Source organism: Vannielia litorea (assembly GCF_900142295.1).
GTDB lineage: Bacteria > Pseudomonadota > Alphaproteobacteria > Rhodobacterales > Rhodobacteraceae > Vannielia > Vannielia litorea.
Window position 1 is genome coordinate 950,541 of the sequence record NZ_FSRL01000001.1, and the last position, 19,616, is coordinate 970,156.

General features: G+C 67.0%; 21 protein-coding genes. 14 read left to right on the forward strand and 7 right to left on the reverse strand.

Features of this window, described 5'->3' with window-relative positions; all coding sequences use genetic code 11:
- Positions 1-37 precede the first annotated feature (37 nt).
- The 5 genes from BUR94_RS04835 (at position 38) to dusA (ending at position 4,170) form a co-directional block, all read left to right on the forward strand.
- Positions 38-874, forward strand: coding sequence for a transglutaminase-like domain-containing protein (locus tag BUR94_RS04835; RefSeq protein ID WP_074255101.1), 837 nt, complete (start codon positions 38-40; stop codon positions 872-874).
- A 118-nt stretch (positions 875-992) separates the two neighbouring features.
- Positions 993-1,484, forward strand: a complete 492-nt coding sequence (locus tag BUR94_RS04840; protein WP_074255102.1) for a hypothetical protein — start codon at positions 993-995, stop codon at positions 1,482-1,484.
- A gap of 40 nt (positions 1,485-1,524) precedes the next feature.
- Positions 1,525-1,812 (forward strand): hypothetical protein, encoded by a 288-nt coding sequence (locus tag BUR94_RS04845; RefSeq protein WP_074255103.1) that lies wholly within the window; start codon positions 1,525-1,527, stop codon positions 1,810-1,812.
- Positions 1,813-2,032: 220 nt separating this feature from the next.
- Positions 2,033-2,899: a transglutaminase family protein gene (locus BUR94_RS04850; RefSeq protein ID WP_074255104.1), complete on the forward strand. Its 867-nt coding sequence runs from the start codon at positions 2,033-2,035 to the stop codon at positions 2,897-2,899.
- A 266-nt stretch (positions 2,900-3,165) separates the two neighbouring features.
- Complete coding sequence (gene dusA, locus BUR94_RS04855) at positions 3,166-4,170, forward strand: tRNA dihydrouridine(20/20a) synthase DusA (RefSeq protein WP_074255105.1); 1,005 nt, start codon at positions 3,166-3,168, stop codon at positions 4,168-4,170.
- Between the two features lie 64 nt (positions 4,171-4,234).
- Here the strand turns inward: dusA and BUR94_RS04860 are convergent, their stop codons facing one another.
- Genes BUR94_RS04860 through ccmI form a run of 3 tightly spaced genes read right to left on the reverse strand, consistent with a single transcriptional unit; the run spans position 4,235 to position 6,167 of the window.
- Positions 4,235-4,471 carry a DUF1289 domain-containing protein gene (locus tag BUR94_RS04860; protein WP_074255106.1) on the reverse strand — a complete coding sequence of 79 codons (237 nt, stop codon included), beginning with the start codon at positions 4,469-4,471 and terminating at the stop codon, positions 4,235-4,237.
- Positions 4,471-4,944: a Holliday junction resolvase RuvX gene (gene ruvX, locus BUR94_RS04865; protein ID WP_074255107.1), complete on the reverse strand. Its 474-nt coding sequence runs from the start codon at positions 4,942-4,944 to the stop codon at positions 4,471-4,473. The genes BUR94_RS04860 and ruvX overlap by 1 nt, the downstream gene beginning before the upstream one ends.
- Complete coding sequence (gene ccmI / locus BUR94_RS04870; protein ID WP_074255108.1) at positions 4,941-6,167, reverse strand: c-type cytochrome biogenesis protein CcmI; 1,227 nt, start codon at positions 6,165-6,167, stop codon at positions 4,941-4,943. The genes ruvX and ccmI overlap by 4 nt, the downstream gene beginning before the upstream one ends.
- Before the next feature lie 216 nt (positions 6,168-6,383).
- Between ccmI and BUR94_RS04875 the strand changes: the two genes are divergently transcribed.
- The 5 genes from BUR94_RS04875 (at position 6,384) to BUR94_RS04895 (ending at position 12,276) form a co-directional block, all read left to right on the forward strand.
- Positions 6,384-7,628 (forward strand): sarcosine oxidase subunit beta family protein, encoded by a 1,245-nt coding sequence (locus BUR94_RS04875; protein WP_074255109.1) that lies wholly within the window; start codon positions 6,384-6,386, stop codon positions 7,626-7,628.
- 130 nt (positions 7,629-7,758) lie between these two features.
- Positions 7,759-8,109: a hypothetical protein gene (locus BUR94_RS04880; protein ID WP_084192921.1), complete on the forward strand. Its 351-nt coding sequence runs from the start codon at positions 7,759-7,761 to the stop codon at positions 8,107-8,109.
- Positions 8,110-8,376: 267 nt separating this feature from the next.
- A complete protein-coding gene (locus tag BUR94_RS04885) occupies positions 8,377-8,694 on the forward strand; it encodes a sarcosine oxidase subunit delta (protein ID WP_074255110.1) in 318 nt (105 codons plus the stop codon).
- Positions 8,691-11,702, forward strand: a complete 3,012-nt coding sequence (locus BUR94_RS04890) for a sarcosine oxidase subunit alpha family protein (protein WP_074255111.1) — start codon at positions 8,691-8,693, stop codon at positions 11,700-11,702. Before BUR94_RS04885 ends, BUR94_RS04890 begins: the two co-directional genes overlap by 4 nt.
- Before the next feature lie 70 nt (positions 11,703-11,772).
- Positions 11,773-12,276: a sarcosine oxidase subunit gamma gene (locus BUR94_RS04895; RefSeq protein WP_342745200.1), complete on the forward strand. Its 504-nt coding sequence runs from the start codon at positions 11,773-11,775 to the stop codon at positions 12,274-12,276.
- On the opposite strand, the gene BUR94_RS04900 is transcribed toward BUR94_RS04895, so the two are convergent.
- The 3 genes from BUR94_RS04900 to BUR94_RS04910 are packed head-to-tail and all read right to left on the reverse strand — an operon-like array spanning position 12,252 to position 15,573.
- The gene (locus BUR94_RS04900; protein ID WP_139301222.1) at positions 12,252-13,082 is read right to left on the reverse strand and encodes a sulfotransferase family protein; all 831 of its coding nucleotides are present in this window, start codon (positions 13,080-13,082) and stop codon (positions 12,252-12,254) included. The two genes, BUR94_RS04895 and BUR94_RS04900, sit on opposite strands and share 25 nt — an antisense overlap.
- Entirely contained in the window at positions 13,079-14,071 is a 993-nt protein-coding gene (locus BUR94_RS04905) for a glycosyltransferase family 2 protein (protein WP_074255114.1), read from the reverse strand. The genes BUR94_RS04900 and BUR94_RS04905 overlap by 4 nt, the downstream gene beginning before the upstream one ends.
- Positions 14,071-15,573 carry a glycosyltransferase family 2 protein gene (locus BUR94_RS04910; RefSeq protein ID WP_074255115.1) on the reverse strand — a complete coding sequence of 501 codons (1,503 nt, stop codon included), beginning with the start codon at positions 15,571-15,573 and terminating at the stop codon, positions 14,071-14,073. The genes BUR94_RS04905 and BUR94_RS04910 overlap by 1 nt, the downstream gene beginning before the upstream one ends.
- Before the next feature lie 315 nt (positions 15,574-15,888).
- Between BUR94_RS04910 and BUR94_RS04915 the strand changes: the two genes are divergently transcribed.
- From BUR94_RS04915 to BUR94_RS04925, 3 genes are all read left to right on the forward strand, one after another.
- A complete protein-coding gene (locus BUR94_RS04915) occupies positions 15,889-16,488 on the forward strand; it encodes a superoxide dismutase (RefSeq protein WP_074255116.1) in 600 nt (199 codons plus the stop codon).
- Between the two features lie 131 nt (positions 16,489-16,619).
- Positions 16,620-16,823: a hypothetical protein gene (locus tag BUR94_RS04920; RefSeq protein WP_074255117.1), complete on the forward strand. Its 204-nt coding sequence runs from the start codon at positions 16,620-16,622 to the stop codon at positions 16,821-16,823.
- On the forward strand, positions 16,820-17,275 hold the full coding sequence (locus BUR94_RS04925) for a host attachment family protein (RefSeq protein ID WP_074255118.1): 456 nt from the start codon (positions 16,820-16,822) through the stop codon (positions 17,273-17,275). Before BUR94_RS04920 ends, BUR94_RS04925 begins: the two co-directional genes overlap by 4 nt.
- On the opposite strand, the gene BUR94_RS04930 is transcribed toward BUR94_RS04925, so the two are convergent.
- Positions 17,272-17,820 carry an LOG family protein gene (locus BUR94_RS04930; protein WP_074255119.1) on the reverse strand — a complete coding sequence of 183 codons (549 nt, stop codon included), beginning with the start codon at positions 17,818-17,820 and terminating at the stop codon, positions 17,272-17,274. The genes BUR94_RS04925 and BUR94_RS04930 overlap by 4 nt on opposite strands.
- A 535-nt stretch (positions 17,821-18,355) precedes the next feature.
- Between BUR94_RS04930 and BUR94_RS04935 the strand changes: the two genes are divergently transcribed.
- On the forward strand, positions 18,356-19,549 hold the full coding sequence (locus BUR94_RS04935; RefSeq protein WP_074255120.1) for a LysM peptidoglycan-binding domain-containing protein: 1,194 nt from the start codon (positions 18,356-18,358) through the stop codon (positions 19,547-19,549).
- Positions 19,550-19,616 lie beyond the last annotated feature (67 nt).

Here is a 19,616-nt window from a genome sequence, read left to right on the forward strand (position 1 = left end):
GCCACGATCGGACCCGAGCGACGCGCCTGGCCTCCGGATGCGGATCGGATGCCGCCTGCGCTATCGCTTCACGCAGTCGACGCCCCTCATCGCCATGCTCAACGTGCACTACTCGCGCTTCGGCGATCTCGAGCGCGCGGATTACCTCGTGACCTCGCCAAGCGTGCCGCTCGAAAGCTACCGCGACGGCTTCGGAAACTGGTGCACGCGCCTCGTGGCCCCGGCCGGGGACTTCACCCTGTCCACCGACGGCATATTCCGGGACACCGGGCTGCCGGACCCGGTGGCGCCCGAGACCGGGCAGCAGGCGGTGCAGAACCTGCCCTTCGAGACGCTGGTCTACCTTCTGGGCAGTCGCTACTGCGACACGGATCTGCTGTCGGAGGAGGCCTGGCGCCTGTTCGAGAACACGCCGCCCGGCTGGGCGCGGGTGCAGGCGATCTGCGACTATGTGCACACCACCGTCGCATTCGACTACATGCAGGCCAGCGCGACGCGCACGGCATCCCAGACCCTGGCGGGCAGACAGGGTGTCTGCCGGGACTTCGCCCATCTCGCCATCGCCTTTTGCCGATGCATGAACATCCCGGCCCGCTATTGCACCGGCTACCTGAGCGAATTCGGCCAGCCGGAGCCGCATCCGCCCGACGATTTCGCGGCCTGGATGGAGGTCTATCTGGACGGCCAATGGTGGGTCTTCGATCCGCGCAACAACGCGAGGCGCATGGGGCGGATCCTGATCGCCCGTGGCCGGGATGCGGCAGATGTGCCGCTGACCCAGGCATTCGGGCCGAGCACCCTGACGCAATTCGACGTGTGGACCGGGGATGCAAGGCACGAGCCCGCCGAGGCGTCCCCTGTTTCGCGCAATTGATCGGCGGGCACCCCTTGCCCCGGGGATCCGATCGTTCCTCGGCGCACCGCCTTGCCCGCCGCTCGGGCGGTGGCCCCCCCGCCGCATCCCATGCCGCCGATCTGCCCGGAGGTCCCCAATGACCGCTTCGATCAAGACGACCGCCGTGTTCCTGCGCCCGTTCCAGCTTCCGAGCTTCAACGAGACCCTTCCGCCAGGCGAATACGAGATCGAGACCCGGCTTCCGGAGCCCCTGGATCGGATTGATCCGGGCACATGGACAACCTCCGTGCTCGTCCGGTTGCAGCCGCGGTCCACGCACCCCAGGCTTGCCCGAACGCTCACCGTGCCGCTCGCCGACCTGGAGCACGCGGTGGCCAGGGACAAGCTGACCGGCAAGGCCCTGGCCGATTTCTTCCTCGAGGAGATGCTGACCGACCCGATGACCCGCCTCGTCATGCTGGCAGACGGCGTGGCCGAGTCGGACCTCCGCGATCTTTATACCCTCCGCTCGGACAGAGGGCCCTCAGGCCGCCCCGACCCGTCACGGTCCAAGGGCCCCGGCGGCGGCACGACGGCCCGCGATTCCGGCCCATCGCCCGGCGCGGCGCGCCCGGGGACCGGGGAATGAACCGCCTGTCGCGGCAGGTCGCGCGCGCCAAGGCGCCGCAATGACCGATGACCCGATCGACCTGGACAAACGCAGGTCTGCCACCGCACAGCGGGAGGCCGCCAGCAGGCGGCGCCCCGCGCCGGGCCAACCCTCCGCGCAGCCCGATGCGCTCGACGCTGCGATGCTGGCGGAGCCCGCCCGAAGCTGGATCGAGGTCATGGAGAAGTGGCGCTTTCTGCTCGATCGTTACGCCGCAACGCCGGGGGCCGACACGCGCGTGCAGACCCTCGTCCGCCGCGCCCTGGGCGACCTGGACCGATTGAGAAAACGTGAGGAGCGAAAATGACGACCCGATCTTCGAGCCCCGACCTCGGAACCAGCAAGGCCACCTCCGACATCGCCGCCGAACGGCTCTGCCTGCGATGCAGGTCGGTCTTCTGGAGCGAAGGGTTCGGCGAGCGGATTTGTCCCCGGTGCAAGGGGTCGGCCGTCTGGCGCTCTGCTGTCTCCGAGGGCGGCGGACAGGGCCGGCGCAGCTCCGGCAGACGGCCGGGATAGGCGCACCGATGCCAGCCGTCACGATCACGCATGCGACCCGCTATCGCTACCGGACCGAGGTGCCGCTCGGGCCGCACAGGCTGATGCTGCGCCCCCGAGAAACCCGCGATCTCAGCCTGGCCTCCTTCGACCTCGAGATCACGCCCAAGGCCCGCATCGACTGGTCGCATGACGTCGCCGGCAACGCCATCGCGACGGCCCAGTTCGACACCGCGTCAGAGATCCTCTCGATCCGGTCGCAGACGCGGGTCGAGCTGCGCGCTCCGGTCTGGCCGGTCTTTCCGATCTCGGCTGCCGCGGCCTCCTTTCCCTTCGCCTACGCCCCCGACGACGCAACCGATCTGGCCGCCCTGGCCACGCCGCAATATGCCGACGCCACGGGGCGGCTGTCGGACTGGGCCGAAGGGTTCGTCATGGCCCGGCCCACGGATACGCTGTCTCTTCTGACCGACATCAGCAACGGCGTCTCGGCGCAGCTGTCCTACCAGAGCCGGGAGACGGAGGGCACACAGGGACCATTGGAAACCCTCGACAGGGGATGGGGCTCCTGCCGCGACTTCGCGGTTCTGTTCGCCGAGGCCGTCCGGACGCTCGGCTTCGGGGCGAGGCTGGTCTCAGGCTACCTCTACGATCCGTCCGGAGATCGGCTTGGCTCTGCGGAGGGCGGATCGACCCATGCCTGGGTCGAGGTCTTCGTTCCCGGCGCAGGCTGGATTTCCTTCGACCCGACCAACCGGTCGGTCGGCTCCGCCAATCTCGTTCCGGTCGCCGTGGCACGAAACATCGAGCAGGTCGCGCCGGTCACGGGCAGCTTTCTCGGCCACTCCGCCGACGTGGTGTCGATGGATGTGCAGGTGGATGTGCACGACAGCTGACGGCCGGTGGCGCGACGGGCCCGGACGAGGTGCCGAGGCCGCGCACAGCAGCCGCGCCATCGGCCAACCGAGATGGCTTGCCCATCGTCGCCCCACAAGGTGGGGGGCTGACGTCACGCCGCAGAGTCAGCCGCAACCGGATCGGCAGGCATAAAGCCCAGGTCGCAACAGACGTGCGCTCTCGCATGGCAACAGGTCCGGATGGGCGGGAAACCGACAGCAACCATGCTCTGGCGAGATCGCCCGCGTTGCGGTAAACCACCGCCATGGAGCGAAAATCGCAGAATACCCTGGCTTGGCGATTGTCTTGCGCCCCGATGATGGACTGGACAGACCGCCACTGCCGGTTCTTCCACCGCCAGCTCACCTCCCGGGCGCTGCTCTACACCGAGATGGTCACCGCGCCTGCGCTGGTGCGGGGCGGGGCGGTGCATCTGCTGGCCTTCGACCCGGCCGAGCACCCGGTGGCCGTGCAGCTTGGCGGGAGCGACCCGAGCGAGCTGGCCGAGGCTGCGCGAATGGCCGAGGCGGCGGGCTACGGCGAGGTGAACCTCAACATCGGCTGCCCGTCCGACCGGGTGAAATCGGGCTGTTTCGGCGCGGTGCTGATGAAGCAACCGGCGCTGGTGGCCGATTGCCTAGCCGCCATGCGCGAGGCCGTGAACGTGCCGGTCACCGCCAAGTGCCGGATCGGGGTGGATGACCAGGAGCCCCGCGAGGTGCTGCCGCAATTCCTTGAAATGCTGGAGAAAACCGGCATTACCCGCGTGATCGTCCATGCCCGCAAGGCCTGGCTCCAGGGCCTCAGTCCCAAGGAAAACCGCGAGGTGCCGCCGCTCGACTATGGCCTCGTCCACGAGATGAAGGCCGCCTTCCCGCGCCTCCAGCTCTGCCTCAACGGCGGCATCACCACGCTCGACGAAGCCCGTGCCCAGCTCGATGCCGGGCTCGACGGGGTGATGATCGGCCGCGCCGCCTACCACGATCCGGGGCTGCTGCTGGAGGTCGACGAGGTCATCTTCGGGGCCGCCCCGACCCGCCGCACCCGCCGCGATGCCGTCGAGGCCATGCGCCCCTACATCGCCTCCCACCTCGCGGAGGGCGGCAAGCTGGCCCAGGTCACGCGGCATATGCTGGGCCTCTTCCAGGGCCGCCCCGGCGCCCGTGCCTGGCGCCGCACCCTCTCCGAACAGGCCCACCGCGACGGGGCAGGGCTCGAGGTGCTCGACCGCGCCCTCGAGGCGCTGCCCGAGGCCAGCCTCGCCGCCTGAGCGCAACGTCGGAAAAATCTTCAAGAAGATTTTTCGGGACCGAAGAATTTTCGCTAAGATTCTTCTACTTGCCCGAGCGCACCAGCTTTGCCGCCCGCCCTCCGCGCCGCTTGCGGTGAAGTCCCTGGCGCTGCGGCAGGTCTTCGATCAGGGCATGCCGCTCCTCCGGGCTCATGCGGCCCCAGGCGGCGATCTCGTCGATCGAGCGCAGGCAGCCGGTGCAAAGCCGGGTCTCGGGGTGGATCACGCAGACCTTGATGCAGGGGCTTTCGATCTCGTCGCGGCGCCACAGCTCGTCCATCAGGCCCTCCCGAGGTAGCTGAGCCGGTCGAGCGCGCCCTGCAGGATGTAGCCTGCCGCCACGTGGTCGATCACCTCGGCCCGGCGGGCGCGGGAGGTATCGGCCTCCAGAAGCGCGCGTTCGGCGGCCACCGTGGAGAGCCGCTCGTCCCAAAACCCCACAGGCCCCGCCCAGAGCCGCGAGAAGTTGCGGGCAAAGGCCCGCGTGCTCTGGGCCCGCGGCCCCTCGGTGCCGTCCATGTTGCGCGGCAGGCCAAGCACGAGGCCGCAGATCGAGCGCTTGGTCAAGATCGCCAGCAGGGCCTCGGCATCCTGGGTGAACTTCTTGCGCTTCACCGTTTCCAGTGGCGTGGCGACCGAGCGCAGCCCGTCGGAGACCGCCACGCCGATGGTCTTGGTGCCAAGGTCCAGCCCGGCCACCGCACCCGTGCGGGGCAGGGCGGTGGCGAAGGCCTCGAAGGCATCGTGGATCACTGCCCGCCTCCCGCCGCCGCCTCGATCACCGCGATCGCATCCGGGTTGCCGGCAAAGACCTCGCGGGCCTCGGCGACGATCTCCGCCTGCCGCGCGATCTCGCCCAGCACGCCGAGCGCCCGAACCAGCTGCGCCCATTTTTCCGGCGCGCCGCCCTCCGTGGCCAGCTCTTCGGCCAGCCCCTCGACCATCGACCGGATGAAGGCCTGCCGCTCCTCGGGCGACATGTCCTGCGCGGCGGCCATGTCCTCCGCGCTCGGCCCGCGCACCGGCGCACTCGCGGGCGGGGTGTAGTCTACACCCGCCGCCCGCGCGGCAGCGGCGATCTGCGCCGGCAGGTCGGCGGCCCAGGGCGCATCCTGCGGCACCGCCGCCATCACCCCGCGCCAGACGTTGAAGGCCAGGTCCGGCCGCCCGGTCTGCGCGCGCATCAATCCCCAGTAGTAGCGGGCTTCCATGTTCTCTGGGTCGCGCTGCAGCACCTGCGCCAGAACGGCCTCCGCCTCGGGCGAGACATAGCCGCCGGCCGCGGTGATCCAGAGCTGCGCCAGCAGCAGGAAATCCTGCGCCTCCGCCGCTTCGCCCTTGATCCGCAGCACCGCCTCCTGCGCTGTCGCCGCCGCGCCAAAGTTGCCCATCGCCGCCTCGTTGCGCGCCAGCAGGACGTGGCCCTGCAAGTCGTCCGGGCGCCGCGCCACCGCCTCGCGGAGCTGCGCCATCAGCGTCTTGAACTCTTCCGATACGGTCGGGTCGGGCACATCCGGCAGGCTCTCGGCAAACCGCGCCTCCGCCGCGTCCTGCCTGGGCCGGTTGGCGCGAAACTCCTCCGCCGCCGCGAGCCGCGTGGCGATCGGCGCATCGCGGTAGCCCGGCACCCCGAGCGACAGGTAGAGCCCGAAGGCCCCGCCCAGCAGCACCAGTGCCAGCCCCGCCGCCGCGCCGCGGCTCACCGCACCCGGCGCGCGCCTGCTCTGGCCGGCAGCCTGCGCCGCCCGATCCGCCTCGAGGATCCGCCGCTTGATCTCCAGCTCCAGTCGCGCGGCCTCGCCCGCGTCTATCCGGCCCGCCTCGGCATCCTTGGCCACGGCGGCCAGCTGCTCGCGGTACAGCCCGATCCCGCCAATCTCGCCGCTCGGCTCACCGGCCCGCCCGCGCAGCATGGTGCGCAGCAGCACCGCCGCCACCAGCAGCACCAGCCCCCCGGCAAAAATCCAGAACCCCATGGTCCCTCCAACCTCGTCAATCCCTGCCATACCCGCCCGCGCGGCGCCCTTCCACCCCCGCCTGCGTCGCACCCGGTCAAATGGTCGCGGGGTGATCGGGCGATCCGGGGCGGCTTCGTCGCAATCCGTGGGCAGCATGTCGTTTCCCCACATTTGCCGAGCCGCCGCGAACTGCATTAACAGGGCGTGGATTCCCCGCCCGAAAGGCCTGCCCGGATGCGTCGCTACTCCGCCTTTGCCATCGCCCGTGAAGCGCTCCGCCACCACACCGGCTGGGGCCGGGCCTGGGCGGCCCCCGAGCCGAAAAAGCACTACGACGTGGTGATCGTCGGCGCCGGCGGCCACGGCCTCGCCACGGCCTATTACCTCGGCAAGAACCATGGGCTGACCAACGTCGCCATCATCGAGAAGGGCTGGCTCGGCGGCGGCAACACCGGGCGCAACACCACCATCATCCGTTCGAACTACCTGCAGGACGCCTCCGCCGCGATCTACGAAAAGGCCCGCGGCCTCTACGAGACCATGAGCCAGGACCTCAATTACAACGTCATGTTCTCGCCCCGCGGCGTGATGATGCTGGCCCAGACCGAGCACGAGAAGCGCGGCTACCTGCGCACCGCCCATGCCAACGCCCTGCAAGGCGTGGCGACCGAGTTCATCACCCCCGAGCGGGTCAAGCAGATCGCGCCGATCATCAACCTCGACGGCCCCCGCTACCCGGTGCTGGGCGCGCTCTGGCAGCCCCGTGGCGGCACGGCACGGCACGATGCCGTCGCCTGGGGCTATGCCCGCGCCTGCTCCGACATGGGGATGGACATCATCCAGACCTGCGAGGTCACCGCCGTGACCCGCGAGGGCGGCAAGGTCACCGGCGTCGATACCACCAAGGGCCACATCGGCTGCACCAAGCTGGGCATCGTGGTGGCGGGCCACTCCGGGCAACTGGCCGAAATGGCCGGCTTCCGGCTCCCCATCGAGGCCGTGGCCCTCCAGGCCTATGTCTCCGAGCCGATCAAGCCCGCGCTCGACTGCGTCATCATGGCCAACACCGTGCACGGCTACCTCAGCCAGTCCGACAAGGGTGAGATGGTCATCGGTGGCGGGGCCGACAACCACAACAACTTCACCCAGCGCGGCAGCTTCTCGCACATCGAGGAAACCACCCGCGCCCTGGTGGAAACCTTCCCAATGCTCTCGCGCCTCAAGATGCTGCGCCAATGGGGCGGCATCGTCGACATGACCGGCGACCGCTCGCCCATCCTGTCGAAAACGCCCGTGGACGGCATCTTCATCAACTGCGGTTGGGGCACCGGCGGCTTCAAGGCCATTCCAGGCTCGGGCTGGGGCTTCGCCGAGCTGATGGCCACCGGCCACTCCCCGCTCACCGCGGAGTTCGGCCTGGAGCGCTTCCGCGAGGGCCGGTTCATCGACGAAAGCGTTGCCGCCGGGGTGGCGCACTGATGCCCTTCGGCAATCTTCTGCTCACCCGCCCCCCCTTCGGGAACCGCAGGGCACCTTCTGCCGTTCTCTCCCCAATCGCGGCGCGTGCTGCTGCGCGCCGATTGGAGACAGATCGCAAAGGAGGCCCCTCATGGCCCAGTACGAAAACCATTCGACCCACACCAACGTGCCTCGTGAACCCGTGCGCGAAGGCTCCGGCACCGGCACCATGGCGTTCATCATCGGCGGCCTTGTCGTGGCCGTCGCCGTCATCGCCTGGTTCCTGTCGGGCGGCGACATGGACAACTCCGTCACGACCGTCCCGGCTGAGGGTGGCGATGCCGCCGTCACCATCGAAAACACCGCGCCCGCAACGGATGGCGGCGCCGCGATGGAAGAGGCCGCTCCCGTCGATGATGGTGCCGCCACTCCGGCCCCGGCCGAAGAGGCCGCTCCCGCTGACGGTGGCGCTGCCGCCCCGGTGGAAGAACCCGCCAACTGATACGACCCGGCCCGTCCCTGAGGGGACGGTAACCACCACTCACGCCATGACCGCGCCTCCCTCGGGACGCGCGGCCATGTGCGTTTCGCAGGCCACCCGCGGGGGGGCTGCGCACGTTGTGTTCACACCTGGCCCCCCCCACAAAAAACCGAAATCGCGTATGCATGGGTTGTGCATGGGTTGTGCATGGGTTGTGCATCACCCCTTTTTCGCCCCGCATGGGGCGATTAACGATTTCGCCGAATTCCGCAAACAGGGTTAACGCCGATGCTGAAATTCACCTGCCCCTACTGCGGCATCGTGGCCTCCGAAACCGAGCTTTCCGCCGGGGGAGAGGCCCATCTCAAGCGCTACGGCCCCGGTGCCAGCGACGAGGATTTCGAAGAGTATCTCTTCCTTCGCAAGAACCCCAAGGGCGTGCATCTCGAGCGTTGGCGGCATGCGATGGGCTGCGGCAAGTGGTTTCTGGCCGCCCGCCACACCGCCACGCTGGAGGTCTTTGGCACCTATCCGGCACAAAGCCACGAGCCGCCCACCGAGATCCTGGAAAAGATCCGCGCCAAATACCCGGAGGCCCTGAGATGAGCACGCGCCTGCCCTCTGGCGGCCGCCTGATCGACCGTTCCCACCGCCTGGGCTTTACCTTCAATGGCAAGCAATATCAGGGCTTTGCGGGCGACAGCCTCGCCGCTGCCCTGCTCGCCAACGACCAGGTCCTGATGGGCCGGAGCTTCAAGTATCACCGCCCGCGCGGCGTGGTGGCCTCCGGCGCCGAGGAGCCCAATGCGCTCGTCGGGCTGGGCGAGGGCGCCCGTTTCGAGCCCAACCAGCGGGCCACCACCACCGAGCTTTTCGACGGGCTCACCGCGATCAGCCAAAACCACTGGCCCTCGCTGGTTTACGACGTGGGCGCGGTGAACTCGGCGCTGTCGCGCTTTCTCCCGGCGGGCTTTTATTACAAGACCTTCATGGCCCCCCGTGCGGCCTGGAAGCACCTCTTCGAGCCTTTCATCCGCAAGTCCGCCGGCCTCGGCAAGCCCTCCAATCCTGGCGACCCGGACCGCTACGAGCACGCCTTTGTCCATGTCGATCTGCTGATCGTGGGCGGCGGTATCGCGGGGCTCCAGGCGACCCTCACGGCGGCGGGCACCGGGGCCAAGGTGCTGCTGCTGGAGCAGGAGGCCCATTGGGGCGGCCGCGCGCCCGTCGATGGTGCCGAGATCGAGGGCGAACCGGCCGAAAGCTGGGTGAGAAAGGCCGTCGAAACGCTTGAAAACGCGCCAAATGTCACCCTGCGCAACCGCTGCATGGGCTCGGGCGTCTACGACCATGGCTATGCCTTGGCCTATGAGCGCTGCACCGATCACACCCCCGGCGCGCCGGGCCCCCGCCACCGGCTCTGGCGCATCCGTGCCGGCCAGATCATCACCGCCACCGGCGCGCTGGAGCGGCCCCTCAGCTTCCCGGGCAACGACCGCCCCGGCGTGATGCTCGCCTCAGCCGTACGCGACTACATCGTCAACTACGGCGTCTCCCCCGGCGACCGGGTAGTGGTCGTCACCAACAACGACGACGCCTATCGCACCGCACTGGCGGTTAAGAAAGCGGGCCTCACGGTGGCCTGTATTCTCGATGCAAGGCCCTCCGCAGAGGGGGCCTTGGCCCAGGCCTGTCGAGAGGCCGGTATCCGGGTCGAATCAGGCAAGGCCATCGCTGGTGTAGGAGTGCGCGGCAAGCGTTTGAAATCGGTGGATATTTGCGCGCAGGCTGGCGAGGGCGCGGTGCTCGAAACCCTCGACTGCGAGTTGGTCGCCATGTCCGGCGGGTGGTCTCCGGTGGTGCACCTGTGGAGCCATTGCGGCGGTAAGCTCTTGTGGTCAGAGGATAATTTTCACTTCTACCCGGATGTCACCCGCTTCCCCACCAGCGACGACGGCGCGCAGTACCTGCGCACCGCCGGCATCGCCTCCGGTGCCATGCTGACCCACCAAGTGCTTGAAGACGCGTCAAAAAATGCTGTCGCGGCGCTGGCCGACCTCGGCCATTCCGCCGAGTCCTGGCGCCCCTCCGCCACCGGCGCCGAAGAGGCCCGAATGGCCCCCGTCTGGGTCATGCCGCAGGGCGCATCCAAGGCTAAAAAATCCAAGATGTGGCTGGACTTCCAGAACGATGTTAAAGTGTCCGACGTGGAACTTGCCGCGCAGGAGGGCTACCAGTCGGTCGAGCACACCAAGCGCTACACCACTCTCGGCATGGCCACGGATCAGGGAAAGTTGAGCAATATCAACGGCCTCGCCGTGCTCTCCGGGGCGCTCAACCAACCCATCCCGCAGACCGGCACCACCACCTTCCGCCCGCCCTACACCCCCATTTCCATGGGCGCCATCGCCGGGCCGGGCACGGGCAACACCTTCCAACCATTGAGAAAAACCCCGATCCACGCCTGGCACGAGACCAATGGCGCGGTATGGGAACCCGTCGGCCAGTGGCGCCGCCCGTATTGTTATCCGAAGGCGGGGGAAAGCCGCGAGGCCGCCGTCTCAAGAGAGGTCCGCAACACAAGGGAATCCCTGGGACTTCTCGATGCCTCCACCCTTGGCAAGATCCTCGTCACCGGCCCCGACGCCGGCCGTTTTCTCGACATGCTCTACACCAACATGATGAGCACCCTCGCCCCCGGCAAATGCCGATACGGCCTGATGTGCAACGAGAACGGCTTCCTGATGGACGACGGCGTCGTCGCAAAACTCGGTGAAAACAGCTACTTGGTCCATACCACCTCGGGCGGCGCCGATCACATCCACGCCCACATGGAAGACTGGCTGCAATGCGAGTGGTGGGACTGGAAGGTCTATACCACCAACCTCACCGAGCAATACGCCCAGATCGCCGTGGTAGGCCCCAACGGTCGGAAATTGCTGGAAAAACTCGGCGGCATCGACGTGTCGAAAGAGGCGCTGCCCTTCATGCATTGGGTCGAGGGCACCCTCGCCGGTCTGCCCGTGCGCATCTTCCGCATCAGCTTTTCGGGCGAACTCAGCTACGAGATCGCCGTACCGGCGAACCTCGGGCTGGAGCTTTGGGAAAAGCTCCACGCCGCCGGGGCCGAATGGGGCATAACCCCCTACGGCACCGAGGCGCTGCACGTGATGCGGGCAGAGAAGGGCTTCATCATGATCGGCGACGAGACGGATGGCACCGTCATTCCACAGGATCTTAACCTCTCCTGGGCAATCTCCCGCAAGAAGGAGGATTATCTGGGCAAGCGCGCGCAAGAGCGCAGCCACATGACCGATCCCGACCGGTGGAAGCTCGTGGGCCTCGAAACCACCGATGGCTCGGTCCTCCCGGATGGCGCCTATGCGCTGGGCGAGGGCACCAACGCGAACGGCCAGCGGGTCACCCAGGGCCGCGTGACCTCGACCTACCACTCGCCCACGCTCGGGCGTGGCATCGCCATGGGGCTGGTGAAGCACGGACCGGACCGGATGGGCGAGGTGCTGACCTTCGGCAAGGTGGACGGCAGCACGGTGGAGGCGAAGATCGTCGATCCGGTGTTCTACGATCGTGAAGGGGAGAAGCAGAATGTCTGATCCGCGGAGCGCCCTCGGCGGCGCGGTGTACCAAGGTTACGCAAAGGTTATTGAGGCGGGCGCCCAAGGCATGCTGACCCTGCGCGGCGACCTCGCCAGCCCCGAGATGGCCAAGGCTGTGAAGGCCGCGAGCGGGCAGGGCATGCCCTTCCGCCGCCGGATCGAAGGTGGCCTGGGCGGCGGCGCTGCCTGGGCCTCGCCGGATGAACTGCTGCTCTTCTGTGACTATGCCGCGGCTCCCGACGCGTTGGAAAAAGCCCGCAAGGCGCTGGCAGGCCAGCATTTTCTGGCGGTAGATGTCTCGGACGCAAGAGCCGTTTTCACGGTCGAGGGCGGGCCGGTCCGCGACCTTCTGGCCAAGCTCTGCCCGGCCGATATGTCGCCCGAGGTATTGGCCCTGGGCGAATACCGGCGCAGCCACATCGGGCAGGTTGCCGCCGCCTTCTGGCTGGTGAGCGAAGAAAAGGCCGTGATCGTCTGCTTCCGCTCCGTTGCCCAGTACATGTTCGACCTGCTCGGCAAGGCCGCCGAGCCGGGCAGCGAACTGGGCTACTTTGCCGCGACGGCCTCCTGAGCCTCTGCCAGAGCCTCATCCTCGGGGCAAAGGTCGACCCAGCTGTCATCCTCGGCATAGCCCAGGGCGGCCAGCGCCGACCCGTAGCGGGCGGCATACCTGCGCGCGACCGAGCGCGGCATCTTCGTGCGCCATTGCGCCTCCGCCCCGGTGCCCGAGGTGACGTGGTTGACGATCCGGTTTGGTCGCTCGCCCTCTTTCTTGAGGCCACCGAAGAGGCTCGAATCCCAGAACGCCTGCACCGCGCCGTCGATATCGAGCCCTTGGATCGCGCACCGTTCCAGCGCCGAGCGGAACTGCCGGCACTCGTGATCTTCCATCAGGTCTTCATAGCGCAGCTCGACCGCGCTGGGGTGACCGTAGGGCCAGGCGAGCATCTCGAAGAGCGTCGAGGCATGCTTGTTTTCCATCTCGAAGAGGAGCTTCTCCTGCGGAGTCTCCAGGCTCTTGAGATAGTCCTTGTAATTCAGCCCGCCCCACTCGGGGCGTTGTTTTTTCAGGAAGTTCTCGTTCCCGAGCGGCGCCTTCTCATGGTAGCGGGCACCCGAGAGCAGCACGTCGCGGGGATCCCGTATGACATGGATGAAACGCGCCTCAGGCAGGGCAAAGACCTCGGGCGGGTAGCCTGACGACCAGTTCACCACGATCTGTGGCCCGTGTTCCGGCAGATCGGCGATCCGCTTGGCGCGGTTGATCTGCATCAGCGGTATGCCCTGCCGCTCCATGATCCGGTGAAGCGTGCGACGGAGCCAGACCGTGCCCGTCTTGTGATGTGTCCCTACACAGAGAAACCGGGCAGCGCTCACTCCGCTGCCTCCTGCCAGACCCCGTCGTTCACGAAATCCGCAAGTTTCTGGTCCTGCATCTGGTAGGCGATCGTGCGGCGGCAGCTCTCGATGCAGGCGCGGTGGAGAGCGGCAAGGTCGGCATCCTGAAGCAGGTCCGCAACGCCCTCCGCAACGCCGTCCGTGCGGATCGACTTGTCTTCATGGGTATTGATGTCGAACTTCTCCCAATAGCCCATGTCGATGCGGTCCTTGTTCTTGGAGTTCGCCGTGCCGCGCAGGCGCTTGAGCAAGAACTCCTCGCGGCTCTTGACTGCGTAGTGGTTCACCTGGGCCGCATCATAGGCCACCTCGTCGGCGCTCGACCGCCAGCCCTTCTCGAGCACGCGATCCCGCATGGTCTTGCCGTCGGAGTTGACCCAGAGCCGCATGCCGGGCGTGATCTCGGTGTCCTTGCGAAACTTGGGGCGGTGGACGCCGAAAAAATCGAAGCGGGAGGGGCGGAAGAGGGTCTTGTACCCCCAGATCAGCCCGTTCTCGGGCCGGTCGAAGCTGGAGCCCCGTGTGAAGCGGCTGGTCACCAGCGCGTCCGGCTCCATGTGGGCGGCGCCGCAGGACCCCATGAACCGCCAGTTGATGCTGATGGCATCGGCCTCAGTGGGGCAGTGAGCGATGAGCGCATCCACCGAGCCGTCGCCCACCTTCACGTTCAGGAACTCGTCGGCGTCGATGATGAGCACCCAATCGGCGCTGCGCACCTCATCCTGCCGGTTGGCGCGAGAGTAGGCGGCACGCTGCGGGTCCATCCGCGGCCCGAGCGGGTTGTCGAAGTGGCGCACCACGCCCATCTGGTCGAGCCGGTTGAGCATCAGGTTGGTGCCGTCGGTGCAATCGTTGGAGAAGATCGTGAACTCGTTGAAGCCGATCATCCGGTGATAGGCGATCCACTCGAGCAGGTAGGGGCCCTCGTTCTTCATGGTCGTGACGACCATCTTGCGCGCCGTGCTCATCAGCTTGGGCTCCCGACCTTGCCGGGCTTCTCGCGCTTCTCCCGGCGCTGTCTCGCTCGATCCGCCCCGGCTTCTGAAGGCGGCATCGCCTTCGCCCCGGGGCGGTCGCTCTTTGGCGGCGCGTCTCCGGTTGCGGGCACCAGCACCGGCGGGGCCTTGCCTTTCAGCCGGGCCATCTCGGCATGACCTTCGCGGATCTTCTGCGCGATGACCGCTTTCATCTCGTCCGAGAGCTCGAACTCTTCGGCAGCTTCAGCAGAGGTCTGCTTTTCTGTCGCCACGGCCCGGCCCTCGGCGGCGGCCCGCATGGCCTCGCGGGTTTCGGCCTTCTTGGCGGTCTGGGAGGCGTTGATGAGCTTGGCGATCTCCTTGGCAGGCACGCCGGCCTCCTGCATCTCGCGCACCTTCTCCTGCCAGATCTTGGGCAGGTGCTGGGTGAAGAGCACCTCGTCGAGCCGGTCGATCGGGATCTGGCTGGCCTCCTTCAGCTCCGCCAGCCACGCATCGTATTCGCCGGTCCGGCGCAGCATCTCGACACGGCCCTTGTGGTACTCCAGCGCAGCCTCGTAGAGCCCGCGGAGCGTGTCGTCTTCCAGCATCTTGTCCATCAGGCGCCGGGTGCCGCGGGCGTGGCGGAGCACATTGCTGGCTTCCTTCTCGTTGCGATCGAACAGCGAGAAATAGGCGGCATCGTATTTGCCGACCTTGTTGTTCACGTTGCCGCGGAGCCGGCGCAGGAGATAGGCCTCGTAGCTCTTGACCCCGTAGTGGTTGAGCTCGACGAGCTTGTACCCCAGTGTGGGTTTGGTCGAGCGCCAGCCAGACAGGTTGAAGTCGGTCGGCATCGGCTCGCCCGATCCGTTGACCCACTTCTGCCTGAGCATCTGCTGTGCCCGATCGGGGATCTGCTTGGCCTTCTTCATGTGTGGGCGGTGGATGCCCAGCTTCATGTCGTTGAAGGGTTTGAAGAGCGTCTTCACGCCCCACCCCTTGCGAAACTTGTCGGGCGCGGCGTTCCGGTAGCTCTCGATCACCATGCCCGGATTCCAGTCGGTGAGTTCGGACGAGCCGAAGAACCGCCAGGTGATCGCCACGGCATCCGTGTCGGCGGGCAGCTCTTCCATGAGATCCTGGATCTTGCCGCGTCCGCATTTGACCGAGACAAACTCGTCGGCGTCCATCGTCAGGATCCATTCGCTGTTCATCACCGCGGGGTTCTTTTCGGCCAGTGAGAGCGCGTTGGGCTGGGGCTTCTTGCCTTCGGGCACATCGTTGCGGAAGTGCTTGCAGTAGCCCATTTCCTCCAGCCGCATCAGCATGGCATCGGTGCCATCGTTGCAGTTGTTGGTGTAGACGCAGATGTTATCGAAGCCGATGTGGTTATGATAGGCGACCCACTCGATGAGGCAGTGGCCCTCGTCCTTCATCATCGACATGATGGTGAAGGTGGCCTTCTCTGCCTTGCTGGTCTTCCCCTCGTCGGGAGAGGTTTCGTCGCTCATGATCTGCCTTGCTTGTATCCCGCCCGCTCGGCGCTTTCTCTGAGCCTAACGGTGCCGGGTTAACGCTCGTTCAAGACCGGTCTGGCGCGGGGCCGTCCGGTATCCCTCCCGGCTCGCTCGGCCGGTTGCGTGCTACCATACGCGGCTTGGCAATGAAGTCACCCCCGCCGCTGCCATTGTTTCGTTGCGCGAGACAATGATTGCGCAGCCGCCACAGCGTTTTGCCGCCGGAATGGCCAGACCCGCCCTTGACCTTGGAGCCGCGCGCCCTCTTTATCCCGGTAACGAAATCTCAAGGACAGAGAGGAACCTCCAATGGCTTTCGAACTCCCCGACCTTCCCTATGCCCACGACGCGCTCGCCGATCTCGGCATGTCCAAGGAAACGCTCGAGTACCACCACGACATCCACCACAAGGCCTATGTCGATAACGGCAACAAGCTGATCGCCGGCACCGAGTGGGAGGGCAAATCGCTCGAGGATATCGTGAAAGGCACCTACCAGAAGGGCGCCGTCGCCCAGAACGGCATCTTCAACAACGCCTCCCAGCATTGGAACCACATGCAGTTCTGGGAGATGATGGGCCCGGGCACCGGCGGCATGCCGGGGGAGCTTGAAAAAGCCATCACCGAAGGCTTTGGCTCGGTCGACAAGTTCAAGGAAGAGTTCTCCGCAGCCGGCGCCGGCCAGTTCGGCTCGGGCTGGTGCTGGCTGGTGAAAGACACCGACGGCGGCCTGAAGGTCACGAAAACCGAGAACGGCGTGAACCCGCTGTGCTTCGGCCAGACCGCGCTGCTGGGCTGCGACGTGTGGGAGCACAGCTACTACATCGACTTCCGCAACAAGCGGCCGGCCTACCTCTCGAACTTCCTGGACAAGCTGGTGAACTGGGAAAACGTCGCCTCGCGGATGTAAGGCACGCTCCATCCGGGGCAGGACCCCGGCCACGGCGATCAAGGCGCGATGCCCCTTTCGGGTGTCGCGCCTTTTGCATCTCGGAACCAGCCTCGCGGCCTGCCCGTTGACCACGCAAAGGAGGAACGACAATGGCAGAACGCAAACGATCCAAAGACATGAGCCGCGACAGCGACAAGGTGCTGGGCGCGGAGGGCTCGATCTCCCATGGCGGGCGTGAGGGCGGCGAGCTGGCCCGCAACGTGGCGAGCCTCGACGAGTACAAGCGCGCAAACGAGCGCCCGGCGGGCAAGACCCGCGTGACGAAGTCGATGGAAAAGGGGGAGGGTCAATGACCGAGCTGAAGCAGGGCACCTGGGTGCTTGTGGCCGACAGCGAAAAGGCGCTCTTCCTTGAGAACGTCACTGACGGGGGGGACCCCTACCTCGTTGTCACCGGCAAGGAGCGGCAGGAAAACCCCTCCGACCGGGAGCAAAGCGCGAACCGCCCGGGCCGTAAAGCCGACACCGGGCCGGGCCAGCGCTCGGCACTTGACGACACAGACTGGCACGAGCTGGCCAAGGAGAGGTTTGCCCACGATCTCGCCGGCTTGCTCTACGAAAAAGCCCACCGAGGCGAGTTCGACCACATCGTGCTGGCCTGTGCTCCGCAGGTGCTCGGTGCGCTCCGAAAGGAGTTGCACAAGGAGGTGCTCGACAAGGTGGTGGCCGAAGTTCCGAAGACCCTCACCAATCACCCTCTCGACGAGATCGAGAAGATCGTGAAGGGCGATCTCGAGGCCGCCTAGACCTTTTCGAGTGCCTCGGCAAGCGCCTCGACGGAAGGAACGACCGAATAGAACCCCAGGAGGTCGTCGCCGGCAAATCCGCTGGCGACGACGTGTTCCAGGAGCGCGATGAGCTTGTCCCAGTAGCCATTTACGTTGAGCAGGAAGACGGGCTTGGCGTGCAGCCCGAGTTGGCGCCAGGTCAGCGCCTCGAAGAGCTCGTCCAGCGAGCCCGCGCCGCCCGGCAGCACCACCACCGCCTCGGCGTTCATGAACATCACCTTCTTCCGCTCGTGCATCGTTTCGGTGACGATGAAGGAGGTGAGGTCGCGCTTGCCCACTTCGCGTTGCAGCAGATGTGTCGGGATCACCCCGAAGGTCTCGGCCCCGCCAGCCTGAGCCGTGCGGGCAACCCGCCCCATCAGCCCCACATCGCCCGCGCCGTAGACCAGCCGCCAGCCGTGGTCCGCAATTGCCGCGCCAAGCGCCTCTGCAGCCTCGGCATAGGCCGGATCGGTCCCGTCGCGTGATCCGCAATAGACGCAGACGGAGAGGGGAGCTGTCATAGGGGTATCCTGAAAAGGGCCGTCATGTCGGCGGAGTGTTTTGACCGGTGATAGCGGTATGGCTATGCTTGCTCAACCCGTGCTCCGGCGCGGTGCATTGCAGCTGGATCGAGGAAGGGCGATGGCGGCTTGGAACTCACTCTCCCCCGTACTCCGGGGAGGCCTGACTGCTGGTGCGCTGGCGCTGGCGGGGCTGGCGCTGTGGCTCTGGCAGGGCGGTCGGATCGCACCCTCGGAACGCGCTGATCTGGCCCCGGCCGAGGTTGTCGAAAGGACCGCACCGGGGGAGGTGGCACCGCAGACCGTGCTTTCGGAGCCACAGGCAGGAGAGGCGACCGCAAGCGCGGCAGAGGCGGCCGAGGCTACGGAACCCGCGACACTGCCCGCCGAAACGGACGCGCAGGCCGACACGCCTGTCGCGGAGCCAGCGGCTGCTGCTGTGGGCGAGGGCGCAGCTGATCCCGCCGCGGCCGGAAGTGCCAGAACCGAGCCGGGGGGGGATGTGCCTCAACCCGCAGCGCCTCCGGAGTTTGACGTGGTTCGCATCGAGCCGGGCGGCGCCTCCGTCATTGCCGGTACGGCCGGGCCGGGCGATCTGGTGATCCTGATGCTGGACGGCAGCACGATTGCCGAAACCGAGGCGGATGGACGGGGAGCCTTCGTGATTCTGACCGACATCCAGCCCGGGCCATCGCCGCGTGTGCTGACCCTACTGGCCAGCGGCGCGGCTGGCGAGCGCCGTTCCGAGGCCAGCGTGATCGTTGCTCCCGCCGCTCTTCCGGCCACGAAACCTGCTGAAGAACGTGAAGGCATTACCCCCGACGAGACCGCCAGCCAGACCGTGGCCATGGCTGCCAAGGAAGGGCAGGGCGAGGCGACGGAGGCGGCGTCCGAGGAGGGCACGTCGCAGGGCATGGCCGGCAGCGGGGATGAGCCGGATGCGTCCGAGCCAGAGCTGGAGACGGCAGAGGGCGCGGCGCCCCGCGCAACGCCGGATATGCCTGCGGAGGACGCAACCCCGCTTGACGAAGCGGGCGCTGCTGCAAGCCTGGCATCGGAGGCAAAGGGCGAGGAACCCGAAGCGGATGGGGTTGCAGCGCTTCCCGCGCCCGAGGCACCGGCCATCGCCCCGGCACAGGCCTTGGCCCCGACGGCGGCACCGGAAGCACAAGCCGCGCTGCCCGCCACCGACCCTCAACTGCTGGTGACCACCGGCACCGGATTGCGCGTGCTGCAACCCTCGGCCAGTGCCGCGGAGGTGCCGCTACGGGTGGAGACCATCGACTATTCGCAAGGCGGGGTCACGCTGTCCGGTCGCGGAACGGGCGGCCCGTCCGACCTGCGCATCTACCTCGATAACGATCCGGTCGCCGTGGCTCCGCTCGACACCGATGGCACCTGGGAAGCAGAGTTGGAGGGCGTGCAACCCGGCACCTACACGCTGCGGGTCGACCAGCTCGGCGGAGACGGCAAGGTAACCGGCCGCTTCGAAACCCCGTTTCTGCGCGAGAGCGAAGAGGCACTGGCGCGCACCGCCCCGGCGGATGCCGACGCGGAGGGTCTGGCGGTGTCGGTCATCACGGTGCAGCCGGGCTACTCGCTCTGGGCCATTGCATCGGACCGCTATGGCGATGGCATGTCGTGGCACAAGGTGCTTGAAGCCAACAAGGGCCAGATCCGCGATCCCGACCTTATCTACCCGGGACAGATCTTCGACTTGCCGGAATGAGGGAGGAGCGGGTGCAAGCGGGTGGACGCCGTCGCCGAATACCCTAGGTTCCGACGGACGTTCACGA

Excerpts from the sequence above, each read along its gene's own strand:
- BUR94_RS04850 (WP_074255104.1), top strand. The coding sequence starts at position 2,033 with ATGCCAGCCGTCACGATCACGCATGCGACCCGCTATCGCTACCGGACC.
- BUR94_RS04845 (WP_074255103.1), top strand. The coding sequence starts at position 1,525 with ATGACCGATGACCCGATCGACCTGGACAAACGCAGGTCTGCCACCGCA.
- BUR94_RS04905 (WP_074255114.1), bottom strand. The coding sequence starts at position 14,071 with ATGAGCACGGCGCGCAAGATGGTCGTCACGACCATGAAGAACGAGGGC.
- BUR94_RS04875 (WP_074255109.1), top strand. The coding sequence starts at position 6,384 with ATGCGTCGCTACTCCGCCTTTGCCATCGCCCGTGAAGCGCTCCGCCAC.
- dusA (WP_074255105.1), top strand. The coding sequence starts at position 3,166 with ATGGAGCGAAAATCGCAGAATACCCTGGCTTGGCGATTGTCTTGCGCC.
- BUR94_RS04890 (WP_074255111.1), top strand. The coding sequence starts at position 8,691 with ATGAGCACGCGCCTGCCCTCTGGCGGCCGCCTGATCGACCGTTCCCAC.
- BUR94_RS04885 (WP_074255110.1), top strand. The coding sequence starts at position 8,377 with ATGCTGAAATTCACCTGCCCCTACTGCGGCATCGTGGCCTCCGAAACC.
- BUR94_RS04835 (WP_074255101.1), top strand. The coding sequence starts at position 38 with ATGCGGATCGGATGCCGCCTGCGCTATCGCTTCACGCAGTCGACGCCC.
- BUR94_RS04915 (WP_074255116.1), top strand. The coding sequence starts at position 15,889 with ATGGCTTTCGAACTCCCCGACCTTCCCTATGCCCACGACGCGCTCGCC.
- BUR94_RS04920 (WP_074255117.1), top strand. The coding sequence starts at position 16,620 with ATGGCAGAACGCAAACGATCCAAAGACATGAGCCGCGACAGCGACAAG.
- BUR94_RS04840 (WP_074255102.1), top strand. The coding sequence starts at position 993 with ATGACCGCTTCGATCAAGACGACCGCCGTGTTCCTGCGCCCGTTCCAG.
- BUR94_RS04910 (WP_074255115.1), bottom strand. The coding sequence starts at position 15,573 with ATGAGCGACGAAACCTCTCCCGACGAGGGGAAGACCAGCAAGGCAGAG.
- ccmI (WP_074255108.1), bottom strand. The coding sequence starts at position 6,167 with ATGGGGTTCTGGATTTTTGCCGGGGGGCTGGTGCTGCTGGTGGCGGCG.
- BUR94_RS04895 (WP_342745200.1), top strand. The coding sequence starts at position 11,773 with ATGCTGACCCTGCGCGGCGACCTCGCCAGCCCCGAGATGGCCAAGGCT.
- BUR94_RS04925 (WP_074255118.1), top strand. The coding sequence starts at position 16,820 with ATGACCGAGCTGAAGCAGGGCACCTGGGTGCTTGTGGCCGACAGCGAA.
- BUR94_RS04880 (WP_084192921.1), top strand. The coding sequence starts at position 7,759 with ATGGCCCAGTACGAAAACCATTCGACCCACACCAACGTGCCTCGTGAA.
- BUR94_RS04930 (WP_074255119.1), bottom strand. The coding sequence starts at position 17,820 with ATGACAGCTCCCCTCTCCGTCTGCGTCTATTGCGGATCACGCGACGGG.
- BUR94_RS04860 (WP_074255106.1), bottom strand. The coding sequence starts at position 4,471 with ATGGACGAGCTGTGGCGCCGCGACGAGATCGAAAGCCCCTGCATCAAG.